General features: G+C 66.5%; 21 protein-coding genes and 2 pseudogenes. 14 read left to right on the top strand and 9 right to left on the bottom strand.

What is annotated here, in order from left to right; all coding sequences use genetic code 11:
• Window positions 1-5: 5 nt before the first annotated feature.
• Entirely contained in the window at window positions 6-1,142 is a 1,137-nt protein-coding gene (locus CyaNS01_RS01490) for a histidinol-phosphate transaminase (RefSeq protein WP_186698293.1), read from the bottom strand.
• Here CyaNS01_RS01490 and CyaNS01_RS01485 point away from each other — a divergent pair.
• The 9 genes from CyaNS01_RS01485 (at window position 1,141) to CyaNS01_RS01445 (ending at window position 4,854) form a co-directional block, all read left to right on the top strand.
• On the top strand, window positions 1,141-1,449 hold the full coding sequence (locus CyaNS01_RS01485) for a site-specific integrase (RefSeq protein WP_370561626.1): 309 nt from the start codon (window positions 1,141-1,143) through the stop codon (window positions 1,447-1,449). The two genes, CyaNS01_RS01490 and CyaNS01_RS01485, sit on opposite strands and share 2 nt — an antisense overlap.
• 24 nt (window positions 1,450-1,473) lie before the next feature.
• A complete protein-coding gene (locus tag CyaNS01_RS01480) occupies window positions 1,474-1,716 on the top strand; it encodes an AbrB/MazE/SpoVT family DNA-binding domain-containing protein (protein ID WP_186698291.1) in 243 nt (80 codons plus the stop codon).
• Window positions 1,716-2,072, top strand: a complete 357-nt coding sequence (gene mazF, locus CyaNS01_RS01475; RefSeq protein ID WP_186698289.1) for an endoribonuclease MazF — start codon at window positions 1,716-1,718, stop codon at window positions 2,070-2,072. The genes CyaNS01_RS01480 and mazF overlap by 1 nt, the downstream gene beginning before the upstream one ends.
• 167 nt (window positions 2,073-2,239) lie before the next feature.
• On the top strand, window positions 2,240-2,548 hold the full coding sequence (locus tag CyaNS01_RS01470) for a nucleotidyltransferase family protein (protein WP_186698287.1): 309 nt from the start codon (window positions 2,240-2,242) through the stop codon (window positions 2,546-2,548).
• A complete protein-coding gene (locus tag CyaNS01_RS01465) occupies window positions 2,538-2,891 on the top strand; it encodes a DUF86 domain-containing protein (RefSeq protein ID WP_186698285.1) in 354 nt (117 codons plus the stop codon). The genes CyaNS01_RS01470 and CyaNS01_RS01465 overlap by 11 nt, the downstream gene beginning before the upstream one ends.
• Window positions 2,892-3,274: 383 nt before the next feature.
• Complete coding sequence (locus tag CyaNS01_RS01460; RefSeq protein ID WP_186698283.1) at window positions 3,275-3,487, top strand: type II toxin-antitoxin system HicA family toxin; 213 nt, start codon at window positions 3,275-3,277, stop codon at window positions 3,485-3,487.
• A 197-nt stretch (window positions 3,488-3,684) separates the two neighbouring features.
• Window positions 3,685-4,044, top strand: a complete 360-nt coding sequence (locus CyaNS01_RS01455; RefSeq protein WP_186698281.1) for a DUF1801 domain-containing protein — start codon at window positions 3,685-3,687, stop codon at window positions 4,042-4,044.
• A gap of 46 nt (window positions 4,045-4,090) precedes the next feature.
• Window positions 4,091-4,489: a cupin gene (locus tag CyaNS01_RS01450; RefSeq protein WP_186698279.1), complete on the top strand. Its 399-nt coding sequence runs from the start codon at window positions 4,091-4,093 to the stop codon at window positions 4,487-4,489.
• Between the two features lie 68 nt (window positions 4,490-4,557).
• Window positions 4,558-4,854 carry a hypothetical protein gene (locus tag CyaNS01_RS01445; protein ID WP_186698277.1) on the top strand — a complete coding sequence of 99 codons (297 nt, stop codon included), beginning with the start codon at window positions 4,558-4,560 and terminating at the stop codon, window positions 4,852-4,854.
• Between the two features lie 14 nt (window positions 4,855-4,868).
• Here the strand turns inward: CyaNS01_RS01445 and CyaNS01_RS01440 are convergent, their stop codons facing one another.
• Window positions 4,869-5,339, bottom strand: a complete 471-nt coding sequence (locus tag CyaNS01_RS01440; RefSeq protein WP_225875887.1) for a WbuC family cupin fold metalloprotein — start codon at window positions 5,337-5,339, stop codon at window positions 4,869-4,871.
• A gap of 76 nt (window positions 5,340-5,415) precedes the next feature.
• Here CyaNS01_RS01440 and CyaNS01_RS14905 point away from each other — a divergent pair.
• Both CyaNS01_RS14905 and CyaNS01_RS14900 read left to right on the top strand, forming a co-directional pair.
• Window positions 5,416-5,607: pseudogene (locus tag CyaNS01_RS14905) on the top strand (Mpo1-like protein); the annotation flags it as partial.
• A 25-nt stretch (window positions 5,608-5,632) separates the two neighbouring features.
• Window positions 5,633-5,728, top strand: a pseudogene (locus CyaNS01_RS14900) (Mpo1-like protein); the annotation flags it as partial.
• A gap of 3 nt (window positions 5,729-5,731) precedes the next feature.
• On the opposite strand, the gene CyaNS01_RS01430 reads toward CyaNS01_RS14900, so the two are convergent.
• The 4 genes from CyaNS01_RS01430 to acpP form a co-directional block, all read right to left on the bottom strand.
• Complete coding sequence (locus tag CyaNS01_RS01430; RefSeq protein WP_225875735.1) at window positions 5,732-7,000, bottom strand: PQQ-dependent sugar dehydrogenase; 1,269 nt, start codon at window positions 6,998-7,000, stop codon at window positions 5,732-5,734.
• 36 nt (window positions 7,001-7,036) lie between these two features.
• On the bottom strand, window positions 7,037-9,061 hold the full coding sequence (gene tkt / locus CyaNS01_RS01425) for a transketolase (RefSeq protein WP_186698274.1): 2,025 nt from the start codon (window positions 9,059-9,061) through the stop codon (window positions 7,037-7,039).
• Between the two features lie 75 nt (window positions 9,062-9,136).
• Window positions 9,137-10,384: a beta-ketoacyl-ACP synthase II gene (fabF, locus tag CyaNS01_RS01420; protein ID WP_186698272.1), complete on the bottom strand. Its 1,248-nt coding sequence runs from the start codon at window positions 10,382-10,384 to the stop codon at window positions 9,137-9,139.
• An 8-nt stretch (window positions 10,385-10,392) separates the two neighbouring features.
• Complete coding sequence (gene acpP, locus CyaNS01_RS01415; RefSeq protein WP_186698270.1) at window positions 10,393-10,635, bottom strand: acyl carrier protein; 243 nt, start codon at window positions 10,633-10,635, stop codon at window positions 10,393-10,395.
• 181 nt (window positions 10,636-10,816) lie between these two features.
• Here acpP and psaC point away from each other — a divergent pair, with 181 nt between their 5' ends.
• Together psaC and glmS are read left to right on the top strand one after the other, a co-directional pair.
• On the top strand, window positions 10,817-11,062 hold the full coding sequence (gene psaC / locus CyaNS01_RS01410) for a photosystem I iron-sulfur center protein PsaC (RefSeq protein ID WP_011295528.1): 246 nt from the start codon (window positions 10,817-10,819) through the stop codon (window positions 11,060-11,062).
• Window positions 11,063-11,157: 95 nt separating this feature from the next.
• Window positions 11,158-13,071 carry a glutamine--fructose-6-phosphate transaminase (isomerizing) gene (gene glmS / locus CyaNS01_RS01405; RefSeq protein ID WP_186698269.1) on the top strand — a complete coding sequence of 638 codons (1,914 nt, stop codon included), beginning with the start codon at window positions 11,158-11,160 and terminating at the stop codon, window positions 13,069-13,071.
• A 22-nt stretch (window positions 13,072-13,093) separates the two neighbouring features.
• Here the strand turns inward: glmS and CyaNS01_RS01400 are convergent, their stop codons facing one another.
• Both CyaNS01_RS01400 and rimM read right to left on the bottom strand, forming a co-directional pair.
• Window positions 13,094-14,563 carry a mannose-1-phosphate guanylyltransferase/mannose-6-phosphate isomerase gene (locus CyaNS01_RS01400; protein ID WP_186698267.1) on the bottom strand — a complete coding sequence of 490 codons (1,470 nt, stop codon included), beginning with the start codon at window positions 14,561-14,563 and terminating at the stop codon, window positions 13,094-13,096.
• Between the two features lie 43 nt (window positions 14,564-14,606).
• On the bottom strand, window positions 14,607-15,173 hold the full coding sequence (gene rimM / locus CyaNS01_RS01395; protein ID WP_186698265.1) for a ribosome maturation factor RimM: 567 nt from the start codon (window positions 15,171-15,173) through the stop codon (window positions 14,607-14,609).
• 71 nt (window positions 15,174-15,244) lie between these two features.
• Between rimM and CyaNS01_RS01390 the strand changes: the two genes are divergently transcribed.
• Window positions 15,245-15,424, top strand: a complete 180-nt coding sequence (locus tag CyaNS01_RS01390; protein ID WP_186698263.1) for an NAD(P)H dehydrogenase subunit NdhS — start codon at window positions 15,245-15,247, stop codon at window positions 15,422-15,424.
• Here the strand turns inward: CyaNS01_RS01390 and CyaNS01_RS01385 are convergent.
• Window positions 15,405-16,139, bottom strand: coding sequence for a ribonuclease III family protein (locus CyaNS01_RS01385; protein WP_186698261.1), 735 nt, complete (start codon window positions 16,137-16,139; stop codon window positions 15,405-15,407). The two genes, CyaNS01_RS01390 and CyaNS01_RS01385, sit on opposite strands and share 20 nt — an antisense overlap.
• Between the last annotated feature and the right edge of the window lie 3 nt (window positions 16,140-16,142).

The raw sequence follows: 16,142 nt of genomic DNA, 5'->3' as shown, positions 1-16,142 counted from the left end.
GAACGTCAGGTTGAGCTGATGGCCGTGTAGGCGGCCCAGAACTGCTGCATCTGGGCGGTGGTGCCGAGGCTCACCCGCAACGAGCCCCCGATCAGCGGCTTGCCCGCCATGGAGCGCACCAGGATGCCGGCCTCCCTGAGGCGCCGCTCCACCTCCTCAGCCGGGCGCTCGGGCCAGAGCAGAAGGTAGTTGCCGCCGGCGGCGTGGTGCCGCACGCCCTGCTGCTGCAGCTGGCTCAGGAGCCAGTGGCGGGCCCGCAGCACCTCGGCCACGTAGGCATCGGTGTAGGGCTGATCGGCCAGGGCCGCCAGGGCGGCCGTCACCGCGAAGCTGTTGATGTCGTAGGGGCCGGTGACGCGGCTGAGACGATCCACCACCGCCTCAGCACCGATCGCAAAGCCGATGCGCAGCCCGGCCAGGCCGGCCGTCTTGGCCAGGGAGCGCAGCACCAGCAGGTTGGGCATGGCGGCGAAGTCGGCTGCGGGCAGCACGCTGTCGCCCGTGAAGGCCTCGTAGAGCTCATCCACCACCACCAGCGTGGCCGGCGCGGCGGCGGCCAGCTCCAGGATCCGCTCTGGTGCCAGCCGGGTGCCGGTGGGGTTGTTGGGGTTGCAGAGCAGCAGGATGCGCGGGCAGGGCTCGGCGAGCAGGGCCTGGCGGATGGCCTCGAGCGGAAAGGCGAAACCGGGCAGCTCATAGGGGATGGCGGTGATCACCATGCCCTGCATCTGGGCGCAGGGGCTGTAGTAGCCGAAGGTGGGGCTGGTGGTGAGCAGCCGGTCGCCCCGGTTGCCGTAGGCGTGAAAGAGGGCATGGATCGCCGCATCCACCCCGTTGAACAGACCGACCTGGGCCGGGGCGAGCGGCCTGGCCAGGCCTGAGGGGGAGGCGCTGAGGTTGGCCACCACCGCCTCGCACAGGCCGTCGTACTCGGGGTAGATGGCGTAGTGATCCGCCGGGATGGCGCGCAGCGCCTCCACCACGCGTCGGCTGGGGCCCACGGTGTTCTCGTTGAAATCCAGCCGCAGCAGGCCGCGGCGGCCTTCCAGCGGGGCGCTGTAGGCCTGCAGGCTCTCCACCTCGGGCCGGGCCGGGGGGCCATCTGGCAGGCAAGAGATCAAGGAGGAGCCGGCGGGAACCATGGGCAGCGTAGAAAGCGGCCTGCGGGGTGGAAATGCTGAAGAGGAAGCAGCAGCAACCGTCATGCAGCCCAAGCCATCCCCGCCAGGACTGATCCAGCGCTACCGAAAGGAACTGCAGGCGCGGCACTACGCCCGCCGGACGGTGAACACCTACGCACAATGGCTCAGGCGCTTTCTGCGGTTTCACCACCTGCGCCACCCAAGGGAGATGTCCAGCGACGAGGTGAATGCCTTCCTCAGCCATCTGGCAGTGGAACGGCAAGTTAGAGAGATGGGGCGCTCGCTACCGAGCCGACCAGCGGTATAGTCTTTGTATAGCCGCCGCTGGGGCATGCAGACGAGAGTTCAGAAGTGGGGAAACAGCCTTGGCGTGAGGATTCCACGCGGCTTGGCAGATGAGGTCGGCTTGGGGGCTGGTACGGAAGTCAGCCTCACCGCGAAGGATGGTGAGCTGGTCTTGAGGCCCTCATTGCCTAGCCGGCTCAGGCTTGTTGATCTTCTTGCTGATATCACTCCAGAGAACATTCACGCCTCCGTTCATACGGGGGATGCCGTAGGTTCCGAAGCGTTCTGATGTCTACCTACGTGCCTGATCGTGGCGATTTGGTGTGGCTGGAGTTCACGCCACAGGCCGGAAGCGAGCAGCGTGGAAGACGGCCAGCACTGGTTATATCTCCAAAGGCCTACAATGGAAAAGTAGGGCTGGCACTATTTTGTCCAATTACATCCAAGATCAAGGGTTACCCTTTTGAGGTTCTGCTGCCTGATGGATACTCTGTGAGTGGAGTTGTCCTGTCCGATCAGCTGAAGTGCCTAGACTGGCGAACGAGAAAAGCGAAGTTCATTGAGCGGATTTCTTTAGATGTAATGGAGATGGTTACTGCGAGAGTATTACCGCTTCTTGAACCTGACACTCCTACCACTCTCTAACACCACCATGCACCTGAGCCGCCACCGCATGGCTATCTTCTTCGCCGTGCACTCCTTGCGGCCAGGTGATGGCGAGCGTTTGTTTGACCTTGCAAAGCCCTTGATGCAGGTTCTCTTGGGGGGGGGGTGCCTGGGCTTCAGGTTAGAGTGGGCTTAGGAGGTGTGTCATGTCAATAATTATCGACGAGAAGCTAGAGGAGATCGCCGCAGTTTGCAAGCGATATGGGATTGAGCGTCTGTTTGTCTTTGGCTCAGCTTTGAGAGAGGACTTTAGGCCTGGAGAAAGCGATATTGACCTTCTTGTTGAGTTTGGCCCACTGGAAATCACCAAGCGCTTCCATGCTTACCTTGACGCTCGCGAGGCGTTCAGGAATATCTTTCAGTCTGACGTTGACTTGGTGATGCAAGGAGCGGTGAAAAATAAAGTTATTGCAGGCGAGATCGATCGTACAAAGCAGCTGGTTTATGGCGCGTGATCTATCCGCCTATTTGCAGGATGTCCTTGATGCCTGCAATTCGATTCAAGACGTCATGAGCGGCGTCTCGTTGGAGGACTACCGAAGCACGCGTGCCATGAGATCTGCTGTCGAGCGCGAGTTCATCATTATTGGTGAGGCCCTTAGAAGGGTCAGAAACCTTGATGAGACGCTGTTTAGCTCCATATCCAATTCTCATGCGATCGTTGATTTTCGAAACCTGCTTGCTCATGACTATGGAGCAGTTGATGACGATGCCGTTTTCGGGCTTGTCTACTCAGACCTGATCGTGCTGAAGGCGGAGGTCAGCGCGTTGTTGGATGACTGTCATGACGCAAACTAACCATGCCATTCACCAAAGCCGCATCCGTGGCGTTTCTGATTCCGGCCCGAGCTCGCTGCGGCCAGGTGATGGTAAGCGTTCGCCGAATCTCTGTGAAGGGCGGCGGGCTGAGCAGAGGAACAGGATGCGCTCTAGCATTTGGGATATTGCTACAGTGGTTTTAGGTCGGAGCCAAACATGAATTTCACTTTGGAGTGCGAACAAGAAGTAGACGGTCGGTGGATGGCCGAGGTGCCGGAGCTACCTGGAGTCCTTGCATACGGGAGTTCCTCTGCTGATGCAATATCAAAGGCTGAAGTACTAGCCCTTCGTGTTATCGCTGATCGGCTTGAAAATAGCGAGGCCGAGCCAGTCAGCTTTCGGTTTTCGCTTCCACTCTCTGCATGAGTAACTGGCCTTCAGCCAAAGCCCAAAAAGTATTAGCAGCCCTTCAGTCCATTGGATGGAGAGTTAAGCGTCAGTCAGGATCTCACAAGACGCTTGAACATGCAGACCATCCGGACTATGTCTTTGCTTTCCATGATGGCGAGGAGATTGGCCCCAGGATGCTGTCGCGAATCGCCAAGCACACCGGCCTCAAACCAGGTGATCTGTGATGCAGGCGAGAAATCGGCTAACAATGCAATACATCTGAGCCGCCCCCTGATGATCTTTGTTGAGCTTCCTGGCCATTGGCGGCCAGGTGATGGTGAGCGTTATCAGTCATGCCTTGGCCGACCGACTATACCTCTGATCTGTGGAGTCGGCCGGGATTGAACCAAGACAATCGATTCCTCAGCGGAGCGCCACCTCCATGGCCCAGTCAGTTCAAGCTCTGCTGGATCAGATTCACTTGCTCGGAGAAGAGCAGTTTCAAGTGCTCCAGGCAGTGCGAAACCTTGCCAGGGAAACCATCATTCCAATGACAGAAGAGGTCAAGTATGGAGGCATTCTTTTCACTTCTGACGTCCAGTTCGGTGGTGTTTTTGCGTACAAGGAACATGTCTCCGTGGAGTTCAGCCTGGGCGCCAACATCAAGGATGAAGACGGGTTCCTGGAAGGCGGTGGCAAGCGGCGCCGTCACCTCAAGCTCAGACATCTTGACGATATAGCGGGTAAGAAGTTGGGGAAGTACCTTCAGATGGCCCTGGAGGCCGCCAGGAGAAAGCCGTAATTTAACCTGCTAAGATTATTTTCTTTCGCAACTGAGAGGACTTTCAGTGGCAGCAAGCAACATATCTGCACATCCAATCCATCTGGGTCTTGGTGCAACCGCCGAGGTTGAGCTTCTGTTCACCGGTGGCATGGATTGGTACTCAGAATACATCAACCGCCATAGCGTAGACGGTGCGGAGGGGCGACTCGTAAGCATGCATCAATTCAACGCCTCGTGGGACATGTGGGAGATGCATCCGCACGGGAGCGAAGTTGTTCTTTGCACCTCTGGTGCAATGATCCTCTATCAGGAAGATCCTGATGGCCGTCACTGCTCCATCACACTGGGGCCAGGCCAGTACGCCGTCAACCCACCAGGCACCTGGCACACCGCTGATGTGGAGCACGAAGCAACGGCACTGTTCATCACCCCAGGATTGGGCACTACGCACCGGCCGCGATGAGCACTGTTTGATCCATCCACAACGGCAAGTCGATGCGGAACTCCCCTTACTGAGGTGGACCAGTTTTCGTGTCGCCGCTGGACCAGTTTTCGCTGTCGCCTGACATGGCGTTCACCGGCGCTGATCTTCCAGCTCCAACGACGCGCCTGCACACCTTCCTGGCGGGTGATTCCAAGGCCCGGGAGTGGCTGCTGGGAGTGGTCGATATCGTTGAAACCCTGCTGCCAGCCATGGTGAGGCTCAATGTGGTGACAGCCGAGGAGGTTGACCTGGCGACACTGCGCAAGCGTTTGCTCGACGAGGTGACGGCAAACCGCAGCGTGATCATGGGCCGCTCCGAAATCGGTATCTGGACAACCGTGTGAGGGAACGCCACCCATCAGTGGGGCTGGAATAACGCCCGCCACTGCTGCTCCTGCAGCTCGGCCTCACGAGTGCCCTCGGCGGGGAATTGCGGCAGGAAGTCCTTGTCCCTGGAGGGTTGGTACGGGCCCTGCTTGAGCTCGAACATCACCGCATCGGCGCTGAGGGCCACGAGCGTATGGAACTGACCTTCAGCCAGCTCGATGCCCTGCACCGGCCCGCCGGCATCAAGGCGCAGGGTCTGGGTCACCTGGCCGTGCTGATCCAGCAGCAGCAGGCCGATGGCGCCCTGCAGGACCAGGAAGCACTCGAAGCCGCTGCCGGGTTGCTCCCTCAGGTGCCTGTGCGGGCGCACGTAAGTGCCGGGCTGCAGAGCATTCAGAAACCGCTGCACCAGGTCGGGCAGATGGTGCAGGTTGTGGTTGCGGCGGCGACGCGGCGAAGCCGAGGCCTGCCCGCTCAGCTGATCGAGCAGGGCCTGATCCATCAGCTGCAGGGCAGGCCGCTCAGCTGCTGGCCGTTCAGGATGGGGCAACGGTTCAGGGCATCGGGCGGACGGCGGCATGGGCACAGACCGGCAGTACAACAGCTTTGCCGACTTCTACCCCTTTGATCTGGGCGAACACGCCAACCGCAGCTCCCGGCGCCTGCACTTCCTCGGCGCCAACCTCGCCATCGTGCTGGTGCTGCTGGCCCTGGTGAGTCAGCGCTGGTGGCTGCTGCTGCTAGCCCCGCTTCAGGGCTACCTGCTCGCCTGGGCGGGACAACGGCCTCTTCGAGCGCAACCGCCCCGCCAGCTTCCGCTATCCCCTGTTCAGCCTGCGCGGCGACTGGTGCCTGTGGTGGGGGATTCTCAGAGGCCGCATCGAGCTCTGAGCTTCAGAGCCCCGTGGGCCGCACCCGCAGCAGGCGGCCCTGCTCCTCATCGGTGAGCACATAGAGCGCTCCATCGGGCCCCTGGCGCACATCCCTCACCCGGGCGCCGATCGGAATCACGGATTCGGCGATCACGGCACCGTCGGCATCGAGCTGCAGGCGCCGCACCCCGCCGGCCACCAGACCACCGGCGAACAGGTTGCCGCGCCATGGCGGCACTGCCTCGCCCGGGAGCAGCGCCAGGCCGGAGGGGGCGATCGTGTCCATCCACACCCGGCTTGGGTCCACGAATCCCGGCGCGCTGCTGGTAGGCGCCACGGAGTCGCCGCTGCTGTATTCGAGGCTGTGAGAAACCACCGGCCAGCCGTGGTTGGCGCCGGGCCTGATCAGGTTGAGTTCGTCGCCGCCCCGGGAGCCGTGCTCCGTGGCCCACACCCGCCGGTGCACCGGGTCGTAGGCCAGGCCCTGGATGTTGCGGTGGCCCAGGCTCCACACCGCTGGGTCAGTCCCCGCCTGGCCCACGAAGGGGTTGTCGGGGGGGATGGAGCCGTCGTCCTGGATGCGGATCAGCTTGCCCAGGTGGCTGGCCGGGTTCTGGGCCTGGAGCCGGATCCAGGCGCCATCGAGGCTCACGGGCGGGTTGCCGCCATCGCCGATCGACACCAGCAGCGTGTCATCCGGCAGCCACAGCAGCCGCGAGCCGAAGTGCTGGCCGCCGCTCTTGTCACGGTTCACCGTGAAGATCACCTGCCAATCGCTCAGGGCCCGGCCATCGAAGCGGGCCCGGGCCACACGGGTGCCGTTGGCCTCCCGGCTGCCATGGGCGTAGCTGAAATACACCCAGCGGTTCTGCGCAAAGCGGGGGTGCAGGGCGATGTCGAGCAGGCCCCCCTGGCTGGAGGCGAACAGCTGGTTGGCGGCCACATCGGCCACGGGCGCCACGCCTGGGACCGGCTCTGGATCCAGCACACCGGCGCGCACGACCCGGAGCCGGCCGGGGCGCTCGGTGATCAGCAGGTCGCCATTGGGAAGCCAGGCCACACCCCAGGGGCGGTTCAACCCCTCCACCACAGGCTCCAGCGCCACAGCCTCCACGGGAAGCCGGGCCGGATCCGGGCTCAGCAGCGCCGCTGCGCCGCCGGCCTGGCCATCGCCCGGCTGGGCGACGCAGCGAGGCAGACCCGCCATCGCCAAGGCCCCGATGGCGAGGCACATCGCCAGCGGGGCCAGAGGCCGGTCACGAGGGGGAAACCAGGGCAGGGAGGGTGCCACGTGGGACTGGGGCTTGAGGCCCCCAGTCTGCTGGCTTCAGCCGAGGGCCTTGGCCTTGGCCACCACGTTGTCCACCGTGAAGCCGAACTGCTCCATGCACACCGGACCCGGGGCCGAGGCGCCGAAGCGGTCGATCGACACGCTGCCGCCCTCGAAGCCGGTGTACTTGTGCCAGCCGAAGGAGCTGGAGGCCTCCACCACCAGGCGCTTGCGCACCGCCGCCGGCAGCACGCCTTCGCGGTAGGCGGCATCCTGCTCCTCGAACAGCTCCACGCAGGGCATCGACACCACCCGCACGCTCTGGCCATCGGCCCGCAGCTGGGCCGCCGCCTTGACGCAGAGGTCGAGCTCGGTGCCGGTGCCGATCAGGATCAGGTCCGGGGTGCCGTCGCTGTCCTCGAGGATGTAGCCACCCTTGGCCACGGCAGCCGCGGTGGAGCCGGGCTGGTTGGCCATGCCCTGGCGGCTGAGGATCAGGGCGGTGGGGCGCTTGCGGTTGGCGATCGCCACCTGGTAGGCACCGCTGGTCTCGTTGCCGTCGCCGGGGCGGATCACCAGCAGGTTGGGCAGGGAGCGCAGGGTGGCGAGGGTTTCGATCGGCTGGTGGGTGGGGCCGTCTTCGCCGAGACCGATCGAGTCGTGGGTGAGCACGTAGATCACACCCAGCTCGCTCAGGGCCGAGAGGCGGATGGCGCCGAGGGCATAGCCGGCGAACACCGCAAAGGTGCCGCCGTAGGGGATCAGGCCACTGCCGTGGTAGGCGAGGCCGTTGAGGATCGAGGCCATGGCGTGCTCGCGCACACCGAAGTGGAGGTAGCGGTTGGCTTCGCCGCCCTTCTGGAAGCTGGCCTCACCCTTGATGTCCGTGAGGTTGGAGTGGGTGAGGTCGGCCGAGCCGCCGATCAGCTCGGGCAGGTTGGGGCCGATGGCATTGAGGCAGTTGAAGGAGTGCATCCGGGTGGCCAGGCCCTTGTCCTCCGGGGTGTAGCTGGGCAGGGCGGCATCCCAGCCCTGGGGCAGCTCGCCCCGCAGCTGGCGCTCGAACTGGGCGGCCTCGGCGGGGTAGGTGCTGCGGTAGGTGGCCAGGGTTTCGTTCCAGGCGGACTCGGCGGCGGCACCGCGGCTGATCGCCTGGCGCCAGTGGTCGTAGGACTCCTGGGGCACCTCAAAGGCGCCGTAGGTCCAGCCCAGATTATTGCGGGTGAGCTCGGCCTCATCGGCGCCCAGGGCGGCGCCGTGCACCCCGGCGGTGTTGGCCTTGTTGGGGGAGCCGTAGCCGATCGTGGTGGTCACCTTGATCAGCGAGGGCTTGTCGGTGACGGCCTTGGCCTCGGCGATGGCCCGGGCAATGCCGGCCACGTCCGTGTTGCCGTCAGCCACGTGGATGGTGTGCCAGCCGTAGGCCTCGTAGCGCTTGAGCACATCCTCCGTGAACGACACCTGGGTGTTGCCGTCGATGGTGATGTGGTTGTCGTCGTAGAGGGCGATCAGCTTGCCCAGGCCCAGGTGGCCGGCCAGGGAGGCGGCTTCACTGCTCACGCCCTCCTGGTGGCAGCCGTCGCCCATGATCACGTAGGTGTGGTGATCGATCAGGTCGCAGCCGGGGCGATTGAACTTGGCCGCGAGATGGGCCTCGGCCATGGCCAGGCCCACGGCGTTGGCGATCCCCTGGCCGAGGGGGCCGGTGGTCACCTCGACGCCGGCGGTCTCGAAGGTTTCCGGGTGGCCCGGGGTCTTGGAACCCCACTGGCGAAACTGCTTGAGGTCGTCCAGGCCCACCGAGTCGTAGCCGGTGAGGTGCAGCAGCGCATAGAGCAGCATGCAGCCGTGGCCGGCGGAGAGCACGAAGCGGTCGCGGTTGAACCACTTGGGGTTCTTGGGGTTGTGCTTGAGGGTCTGGTCCCACAGGGCATAGGCCATGGGAGCGCAGCCCATGGGCAGGCCGGGGTGACCGGAGTTCGACTTGTTGATGGCGTCGACAGCCAGGAAGCGGATGCTGTTGATGCAGAGCGTTTCCAGCTGGCTGGCGGAGGCGGTGGAGGTGGTGGGGGTGGCGACCATCGGGAGGGAGCTAGGGGGTAAGGGTGATCAGGCTCGACGCAACAGGCAATGCCGGGCGGTGGGGCTAACGGACCATCAGCTCAGACGCCGGAAGGCCAGGCAGACGTTGTGGCCACCGAATCCGAAGGAGTTGGAGAGCACCACGTTGAGTTTCCGTTCACGGGCCTGGTTGGGCACGACATCCAGATCACAGGCCGGATCCGGATTGAGGTAATTGATCGTAGGCGGCACCAGGCCATGCTTCATGGCGAGCACGGCGGCAACGGCCTCGATGCCGCCGCTGCCGCCCAGCAGATGGCCGGTCATCGACTTGGTGGAGCTCACCGGAATCTGGCCGGCCCGCTCGCCCAGGGCACTCCTGATGGCGGCGGTCTCATTGCTGTCGTTGGCCTGGGTGCTGGTGCCATGGGCATTCACATAGTCCACCGCCTCCGGCTCCAGCTGGGCGTCCCGCAGGGCGAGCCGCATCGCCTGGGCCCCCCCGCGGCCGCCGGGGGCAGGGGAGGTGATGTGGTGGGCATCGCAGCTCATGCCGTAGCCCACCACCTCGCCCAGGATGGTGGCGCCACGGGCCTCGGCATGGTCCAGGCTCTCGAGCACCAGCACGCCGGCGCCCTCGCCGATCACGAAGCCGTTGCGCTCGGCATCAAAGGGGCGACTCGCCGTGGCCGGATCGTCGTTGCGGAAGGAGAGGGCCTTGGCACTGGCGAAGCCCGCCAGGCCCAGGGGCGTGATCGCCGACTCGGCACCGCCGCACACCATGGCATCGGCCAGGCCCAGCTGGATCAGGCGGTAGGCATCGCCGATGGCATTGGAGCCCGCCGCACAGGCCGTGGCCACGGCGGAGCTGGGTCCCTTGGCACCGAGGGCGATCGCCGTGAGCCCCGTGGCCATGTTCGGGATCATCATCGGCACGCAGAACGGGCTCACCCGGTCGGGGCCGCGATCGGCCAGCACGTGGGCCTGGCTCTCCATCATCAGTAATCCGCCCACGCCGGAGCCGATCGCCGTTCCCACCCGCTCGTCGTTGCTGGCGTCGATCGTGAGGCCGGCATCGGCCACGGCCTGCTTGGCCGCCACCACCGCGAACTGGCAGAAGCGGTCCCAGCGCTTCGACTCCTTCGGCTCGAGCCAGCCGCTGGGGTCGAACTGCTTCACCTCAGCGGCGAAGCGACAGGCATGGCGGCTGGCGTCGAACAGGGTGATCCCCGCCACGCCGTTGCGGCCGCTGCTCAAGCCATCCCAGTAACTGGAGACGTCATTGCCGATCGGTGTGACCGCGCCGAGGCCGGTGATGACGACCCGCTGGAGACCTTGGACCATGGAGCGGTTCAGGCCTGCTTGTCCTGGATGTAGGTGACGGCATCCCCCACGGTGGCGATGCCCTCAGCCGCCTCATCGGGAATCTCGATGTCGAAGGCCTCCTCCAGCGCCATCACCAGCTCAACGGTGTCGAGGGAGTCGGCCCCGAGATCGTTCTGGAAGTTGGACTCAGACTTCACTTCTGCGGTGTCGACGCTGAGCTGTTCAGCAACGATGGAGCGCACTTTCTCGAAGATCGCTTCCTGGGACATGGCCGCTTTGTTGGTCGAGGCACTCTACGGGTCGTCCCGCCTGGGGCTCCTCAGGGGCCGCTCAGGCGCCAGTGAGGGCAGACTTATGAACAAGGATGACGGCCGCGGCGTCGGGGGCGATCGGACCCGAACAGCTTCGGTACCTTTGCCACACGCCGAGTCTCAGCACACCGGAGTCCAGATGTCCCACGCCGTCAAGATCTACGACACCTGCATCGGCTGCACCCAGTGCGTCCGTGCCTGCCCCCTCGACGTTCTCGAGATGGTGCCCTGGGACGGCTGCAAGGCCTCCCAGATCGCCTCCTCCCCCCGCACCGAAGACTGCGTGGGCTGCAAGCGCTGCGAAACCGCCTGCCCCACCGACTTCCTCTCGATCCGCGTCTATCTGGGCGACGAGACCACCCGCTCCATGGGCCTCGCCTACTGAGTTCTCAGCGGCCGCCCAGCCGGCCTGGGCCTTCCCTGCAGCTCCCATAAGCTCATGCCCGGCCCGCGCCGGGCTTTTTTTGTGATCCCTGGCCTATGTGCGGCATCGTTGCCCTGATCGGTTCCCGGGAGGCGGCTCCCCAGCTGCTGGAAGGGCTGCGCCAGCTGGAATACCGCGGCTACGACTCCGCCGGCATCGCCACGGTCGAGCTGCTCGGCGACGGTCCGGCAGGGGAGCTCCACTGTCTGCGGGCGGAGGGCAAGCTCGTGAACCTCACGGGTCGCTTTGAGCAGGAGGGCGCTCCGGGCCACTGCGGCATCGGCCACACCCGCTGGGCCACCCACGGCAAGCCCGAGGAACGCAACGCCCATCCCCACCTCGACGGCCGCGGCGAGCTGGCGGTGGTACAGAACGGCATCATCGAGAACCACCGCAGCCTGCGCGAAGGGCTGCAGCAGGAGGGGGTGGTGTTCCGCTCCGACACCGACACCGAGGTGATTCCCCACCTGCTGGCGCGGCGGCTCGACCAGCTGCTGGCCGAGGGCACTGAGGCGGGGCCGGCGCTGTTGCTGCAGGCGGTGCAGGAGGTGCTGCCGCTGCTGGCGGGGGCCTACGCCCTCGCGGTGGTGTGGGGCCGGGTGCCCGGCGCCCTGGTGGTGGCCCGCCGCGCCGCCCCTCTGCTGATCGGCCTTGGCGAGGGGGAATTCCTCTGCGCCAGCGACACCCCCGCCCTGGCGGGCTTCACCCGCACCATCCTGCCGATGGAAGACGGCGAGGTGGCCCTGCTCACCCCCCTCGGCATCGAGCTGTACAACGCCGAGGGCCAGCGGGTGCAGCGGGCTCCCAGCCTGCTGAGCGGCACCCAGCACGTGGCGGACAAGCGCAGCTTCCGCCACTTCATGCTCAAGGAGATCCATGAGCAGCCCGAAACCGCCGCCCTCTGGGTGGCACGCCATCTGCCCCCCGAGGGGGGAGCGCGGCTCGTGGCCCTGGCCCTCGACGAGGGTCTCTACGAGGGGGTGGAGCGGATCCAGATCCTGGCCTGCGGCACCAGCCGCCACGCGGCCCAGGTGGGCGCCTACCTGCTGGAGCAGCTGGCCGGCATCCCCACCAGCGTGTTCTATGCCAGCGAGTTCCGCTACGCGCCGCCGCCGCTCAGCCGCCACACCCTCACGATCGGGGTGACCCAGTCGGGCGAGACCGCCGACACGCTCGCGGCCCTGGCCATGGAGCGCGACCGCCGCCAGCAGGTGGCCGATCCGGCCTACGCGGCCCGGCTGCTGGGGATCACCAACCGGCCGGAGAGTTCCCTGGCCCGCATGGTGCCCCACCTGCTCGACATCGGCGCCGGCATCGAGGTGGGCGTGGCCGCCACCAAGACCTTCCTGGGCCAGCTGCTGGCCTTCTACGGCCTGGCTCTGGCCTTCGCCGAGCGCCAGGGGGGCGCCCCGGGGGTGGGGGAGCCCGAGCAGTTGCGCCAGCTGGTGGGCCAGCTGCGCCAGCTGCCGCTGCTGCTGCGCCAGCTGGTGGACGACCACGACCAGCGCTGCGAGGCCCTGGCCCATCTGTTTGCCGACACCCAGGACGTGATCTTCCTGGGCAGGGGCATCAACTTCCCGATCGCCCTGGAGGGTGCCCTCAAGCTCAAGGAGATCAGCTACATCCATGCTGAGGGCTACCCGGCCGGAGAGATGAAGCATGGCCCGATCGCCCTGCTCGATTCGCGGGTGCCGGTGGTGTCGATCGCGATGCCGGGCCCGGTGTTCGAGAAGGTGCTCAGCAATGCCCAGGAGGCCAAGGCCCGCGATGCCCAGTTGATCGGGGTGGCGCCCCAGGGGCCCGACACCGACCTGTTCGATGTGCTGCTGCCGCTCCCCGAGGTGTCGGAGCTGCTCAGCCCCCTGCTCACCGTGATTCCGATGCAGCTGCTGAGCTATCACATCGCTGCCCATCGGGGCCTGGATGTGGATCAGCCCCGCAACCTGGCCAAGAGCGTCACGGTGGAGTGAGGGATCAGCTGCTCCTGAGGGATCAGGCGCCCTTCAGCACGGCATCGCTGCGCCCGTAGCGATCTTCGAAGCGCACGATGTCGTCTTCGCCGAGATAGGCGCCGCTCTGCACCTCGATCAGCTCCACGGGGATCTTGCCCGGGTTGCTGAGCCGGTGCCGGGACCCCAGCGGGATGTAGGTGCTCTGGTTCTCGCCCACCAGCTCCTGCTGGCCGTCCTTCTCCACCACCGCGGTGCCCTTCACCACCACCCAGTGCTCGGCCCGGTGGTGGTGCATCTGCAGCGAGAGGCTGGCGCCGGGATTGACCATGATCTTCTTCACCTGCCAGCGCTCGCCCTCCACCACGCCGTCGTAGGAGCCCCAGGGGCGGTAGATCTTGCGGTGCGCCCTGCTCTCGGGGGCGCCGGCCCGCTCCAGGAGTCCCACCACCGTCTTGACGTCCTGGGCCTTGTCGCGGTGGGCCACCAGCACCACGTCGTCGGTCTCGACCACCACCAGGTCTTCCACCCCCAGGCCCACCACCAGCCGGTGCTCGCTGCGCAGGTAGCAGTTGCGGCTGGCCTCGCTGATCACCCGGCCCCGCAGCACGTTGCCGGCGCCGTCCTGGTCGGCGGTTTCCCACAGGGCACTCCAGCTGCCCACATCACTCCAGCCGGCCTGGAGGGGCAGCACACAGCCCAGCTCCGTCTTCTCCATCACCGCCACGTCGATGGCCACCCCCGGGCAGCCGGCAAAGGCCTCCCGTTCCAGCCGCAGGAAATCGAGGTCGGCGGAGTCGTGCTCCAGGGCGGCGCGGCAGGCGCTCACCACCTCGGGGGCCAGGCGCTCCAGTTCCGCCAGAACAGCGCTGGCGCGGAACAGGAACATGCCGCTGTTCCAGGTGAAGCGCCCGGAGGCCAGGAAGCGCTCCGCCGTGGCGGCGTCAGGTTTTTCCACGAAGCGGGCGATCGGCACCGGCTGGGGGTCAGCGGCACCAGCGGTGGGCAGGGGTTCGGCGGCCTCGATGTAGCCGTAGCCGGTTTCAGGCGCCGTGGGCACGATGCCGAAGGTCACCAGCTGGCCCGCCATGGCGGCCCCCAGGCCGGCCTCCACCGTGCGGCTGAAGGCGGCGGTGTCGCGCACCACGTGGTCGGCTGCCAGCACCAGCAGCAGGGGGTCGTCGCCGCGAGCCGTGGCGTGCAGGGCGGCCACCGCCACGGCGGGGGCGGTGTTGCGGCCGATCGGCTCCAGCAGGATGCCACCGGGCTCCACCTCGATCTGCCGCATCTGCTCAGCCACGATGAAGCGGTGGTCTTCGTTGCAGATCAGCAGCGGCGGCGCCAGCCCCGGCAGGCCCGCGAGCCGCTGGTGGGTCTGCTGCAGCAGGGTTTCCTCCCCACTGCCGCCCAGGGCCCAGTACTGCTTCGGGTAGCTGGCCCGCGAGAGGGGCCAGAGACGGGTGCCGGTGCCCCCGCAGAGGATCACGGGAACCAGGTTGGGAGTGCTGCTCATCGCTGTCGTGCCGTGCCGCCATTCAAGGCCAGCCCGCCAGGTTTCAGAGGTCAAGCAGACCGGGAGGAGGGGTGATGCCGATCCAGCCCTCCGCCAGCCTCACCTCCGGCACGATCGCCCGCACGAAGGGGATCAGCAGCCGGCGGCCGTCGCTGCGGGCCACTTCCAGCAGGTCGTTACCCGCGTGGATCAGGTTGGTGACCGTGCCCAGCACCACACCCGCCCCGTTGCCGCTCTCAGCAACGCCCTCAACGCCGCCCTCGAGCAGGCGCACCTCGAGGCCCACCAGATCCATCAGGTAGAACTCGCCGGGGCCCAGCCTGGGACGGTCGCTGGCGGGCACCAGCAGCTCTTCGCCCACCACGGCCTCGGCCGCCTCGCGGCTGTCGACCCCGGCCAAGCGCAGCACAAACAGCTCCTTACCTGGCAGGGGCCTTCCAGAGAGCAGCTCCAGGGGGCGGGCCGCCTGGCCGCGCCGCTGCAGCCAGCGGCGGCCGGGCCGGGTGAAGCGCTCGGGGAAGTCGCTCATGGGCAGCACCCGCACCTCCCCCTTCAGCCCCTGGGCCGCCACCAAGCGGCCCACCACCAGCAGTTCTTCGGTTTCCGTCATCGCTGGGGCTCGTCGATCGCAGTCATCGCTGGCGCTTACAGCCGATAATGGCCCCACGCCGGTTTTCCACCATGACTGACCTTCCGATCCTGCCGGGCAGCACCGTGGTGGTGCGTGACGGGCGCTCGATCTACAACGGCTACAAGGGGTTCGTGCAGCGGATCAGCGGCAACCGGGCCGCCGTGCTGTTCGAGGGCGGCAACTGGGACAAGCTGGTCACGGTGCCCCTGCTCACCCTCGAGCAGCTCTGAGGCGGGCGAGGGCCAACCGGGCCGCGTCCTGCTCAGCGGCCCGGCGCGACCCACCCCAGCCCTCGGCCGGTTCCGGCCCGCTCGCCTCAAAGCTCACGCGGCAGTGAAACCTCCGGGGATCCCCGTGGGTCGGGCTCGCCTCGCGGCAGCTGTAGCGCGGCAGCCCCAGGCCCTGGCCCTGGGTCCACTCCTGCAGCGCCGACTTCCAGTTGTGGCGGTCGGGATCGGCCAGCAGGGCCGCGCTGCTGCGCTGCCAATTGGGGGTGAGCCAGCGGTGCACGGGCTGCAGGGAGCCCCAGGCCTGATACAGGCCACCGATCAGGGCCTCGCACAGCTCCGCCCGCACGGTGGCCTCGCCGGCGCGGTCGCCCTGGGCCATCGGACCGATCAGGGCCACGCTGGCCACGCCACACTCCTGGCCCAGTTCCGCCAGCCAGCGGTCACTCACCAGCTGGCTGCGCAGGGCGGCATGGCGGCCCACGCTGAGGCCGTGGTGGTGCTGACGCAGGTATTCGGAGGCCGCCAGCCGCAGCACGGCGTCGCCGAGGAACTCCAGCTGCTCGTGGTTGCGGGGCAGGCGGGCGGAGGTGTGGGTGAGGGCCTCATCCACCGGGGCCAGGGCCTCCGCCGTCGATCCGGGGCCGCCGGGGCCGTCAGGATCGAGGCCAAGGGCGGCCAGGAAGGTCACCAGTTGACGGCGGCGGTCGGGGGTCACGGC

This window comes from Cyanobium sp. NS01 (genome assembly GCF_014280235.1).
Lineage (GTDB): Bacteria > Cyanobacteriota > Cyanobacteriia > PCC-6307 > Cyanobiaceae > NIES-981.
This window is presented reverse-complemented; position numbering and strand designations above follow the sequence as displayed.

Coding starts and splice junctions, on each gene's coding strand:
- CyaNS01_RS01485 (WP_370561626.1), top strand. CDS start 1,141: ATGGGCAGCGTAGAAAGCGGCCTGCGGGGTGGAAATGCTGAAGAGGAA.
- CyaNS01_RS01490 (WP_186698293.1), bottom strand. CDS start 1,142: ATGGTTCCCGCCGGCTCCTCCTTGATCTCTTGCCTGCCAGATGGCCCC.
- CyaNS01_RS01480 (WP_186698291.1), top strand. CDS start 1,474: ATGCAGACGAGAGTTCAGAAGTGGGGAAACAGCCTTGGCGTGAGGATT.
- mazF (WP_186698289.1), top strand. CDS start 1,716: ATGTCTACCTACGTGCCTGATCGTGGCGATTTGGTGTGGCTGGAGTTC.
- CyaNS01_RS01470 (WP_186698287.1), top strand. CDS start 2,240: ATGTCAATAATTATCGACGAGAAGCTAGAGGAGATCGCCGCAGTTTGC.
- CyaNS01_RS01465 (WP_186698285.1), top strand. CDS start 2,538: ATGGCGCGTGATCTATCCGCCTATTTGCAGGATGTCCTTGATGCCTGC.
- CyaNS01_RS01460 (WP_186698283.1), top strand. CDS start 3,275: ATGAGTAACTGGCCTTCAGCCAAAGCCCAAAAAGTATTAGCAGCCCTT.
- CyaNS01_RS01455 (WP_186698281.1), top strand. CDS start 3,685: ATGGCCCAGTCAGTTCAAGCTCTGCTGGATCAGATTCACTTGCTCGGA.
- CyaNS01_RS01440 (WP_225875887.1), bottom strand. CDS start 5,339: ATGGATCAGGCCCTGCTCGATCAGCTGAGCGGGCAGGCCTCGGCTTCG.
- tkt (WP_186698274.1), bottom strand. CDS start 9,061: ATGGTCGCCACCCCCACCACCTCCACCGCCTCCGCCAGCCAGCTGGAA.
- fabF (WP_186698272.1), bottom strand. CDS start 10,384: ATGGTCCAAGGTCTCCAGCGGGTCGTCATCACCGGCCTCGGCGCGGTC.
- acpP (WP_186698270.1), bottom strand. CDS start 10,635: ATGTCCCAGGAAGCGATCTTCGAGAAAGTGCGCTCCATCGTTGCTGAA.
- psaC (WP_011295528.1), top strand. CDS start 10,817: ATGTCCCACGCCGTCAAGATCTACGACACCTGCATCGGCTGCACCCAG.
- glmS (WP_186698269.1), top strand. CDS start 11,158: ATGTGCGGCATCGTTGCCCTGATCGGTTCCCGGGAGGCGGCTCCCCAG.
- CyaNS01_RS01400 (WP_186698267.1), bottom strand. CDS start 14,563: ATGAGCAGCACTCCCAACCTGGTTCCCGTGATCCTCTGCGGGGGCACC.
- rimM (WP_186698265.1), bottom strand. CDS start 15,173: ATGACGGAAACCGAAGAACTGCTGGTGGTGGGCCGCTTGGTGGCGGCC.
- CyaNS01_RS01390 (WP_186698263.1), top strand. CDS start 15,245: ATGACTGACCTTCCGATCCTGCCGGGCAGCACCGTGGTGGTGCGTGAC.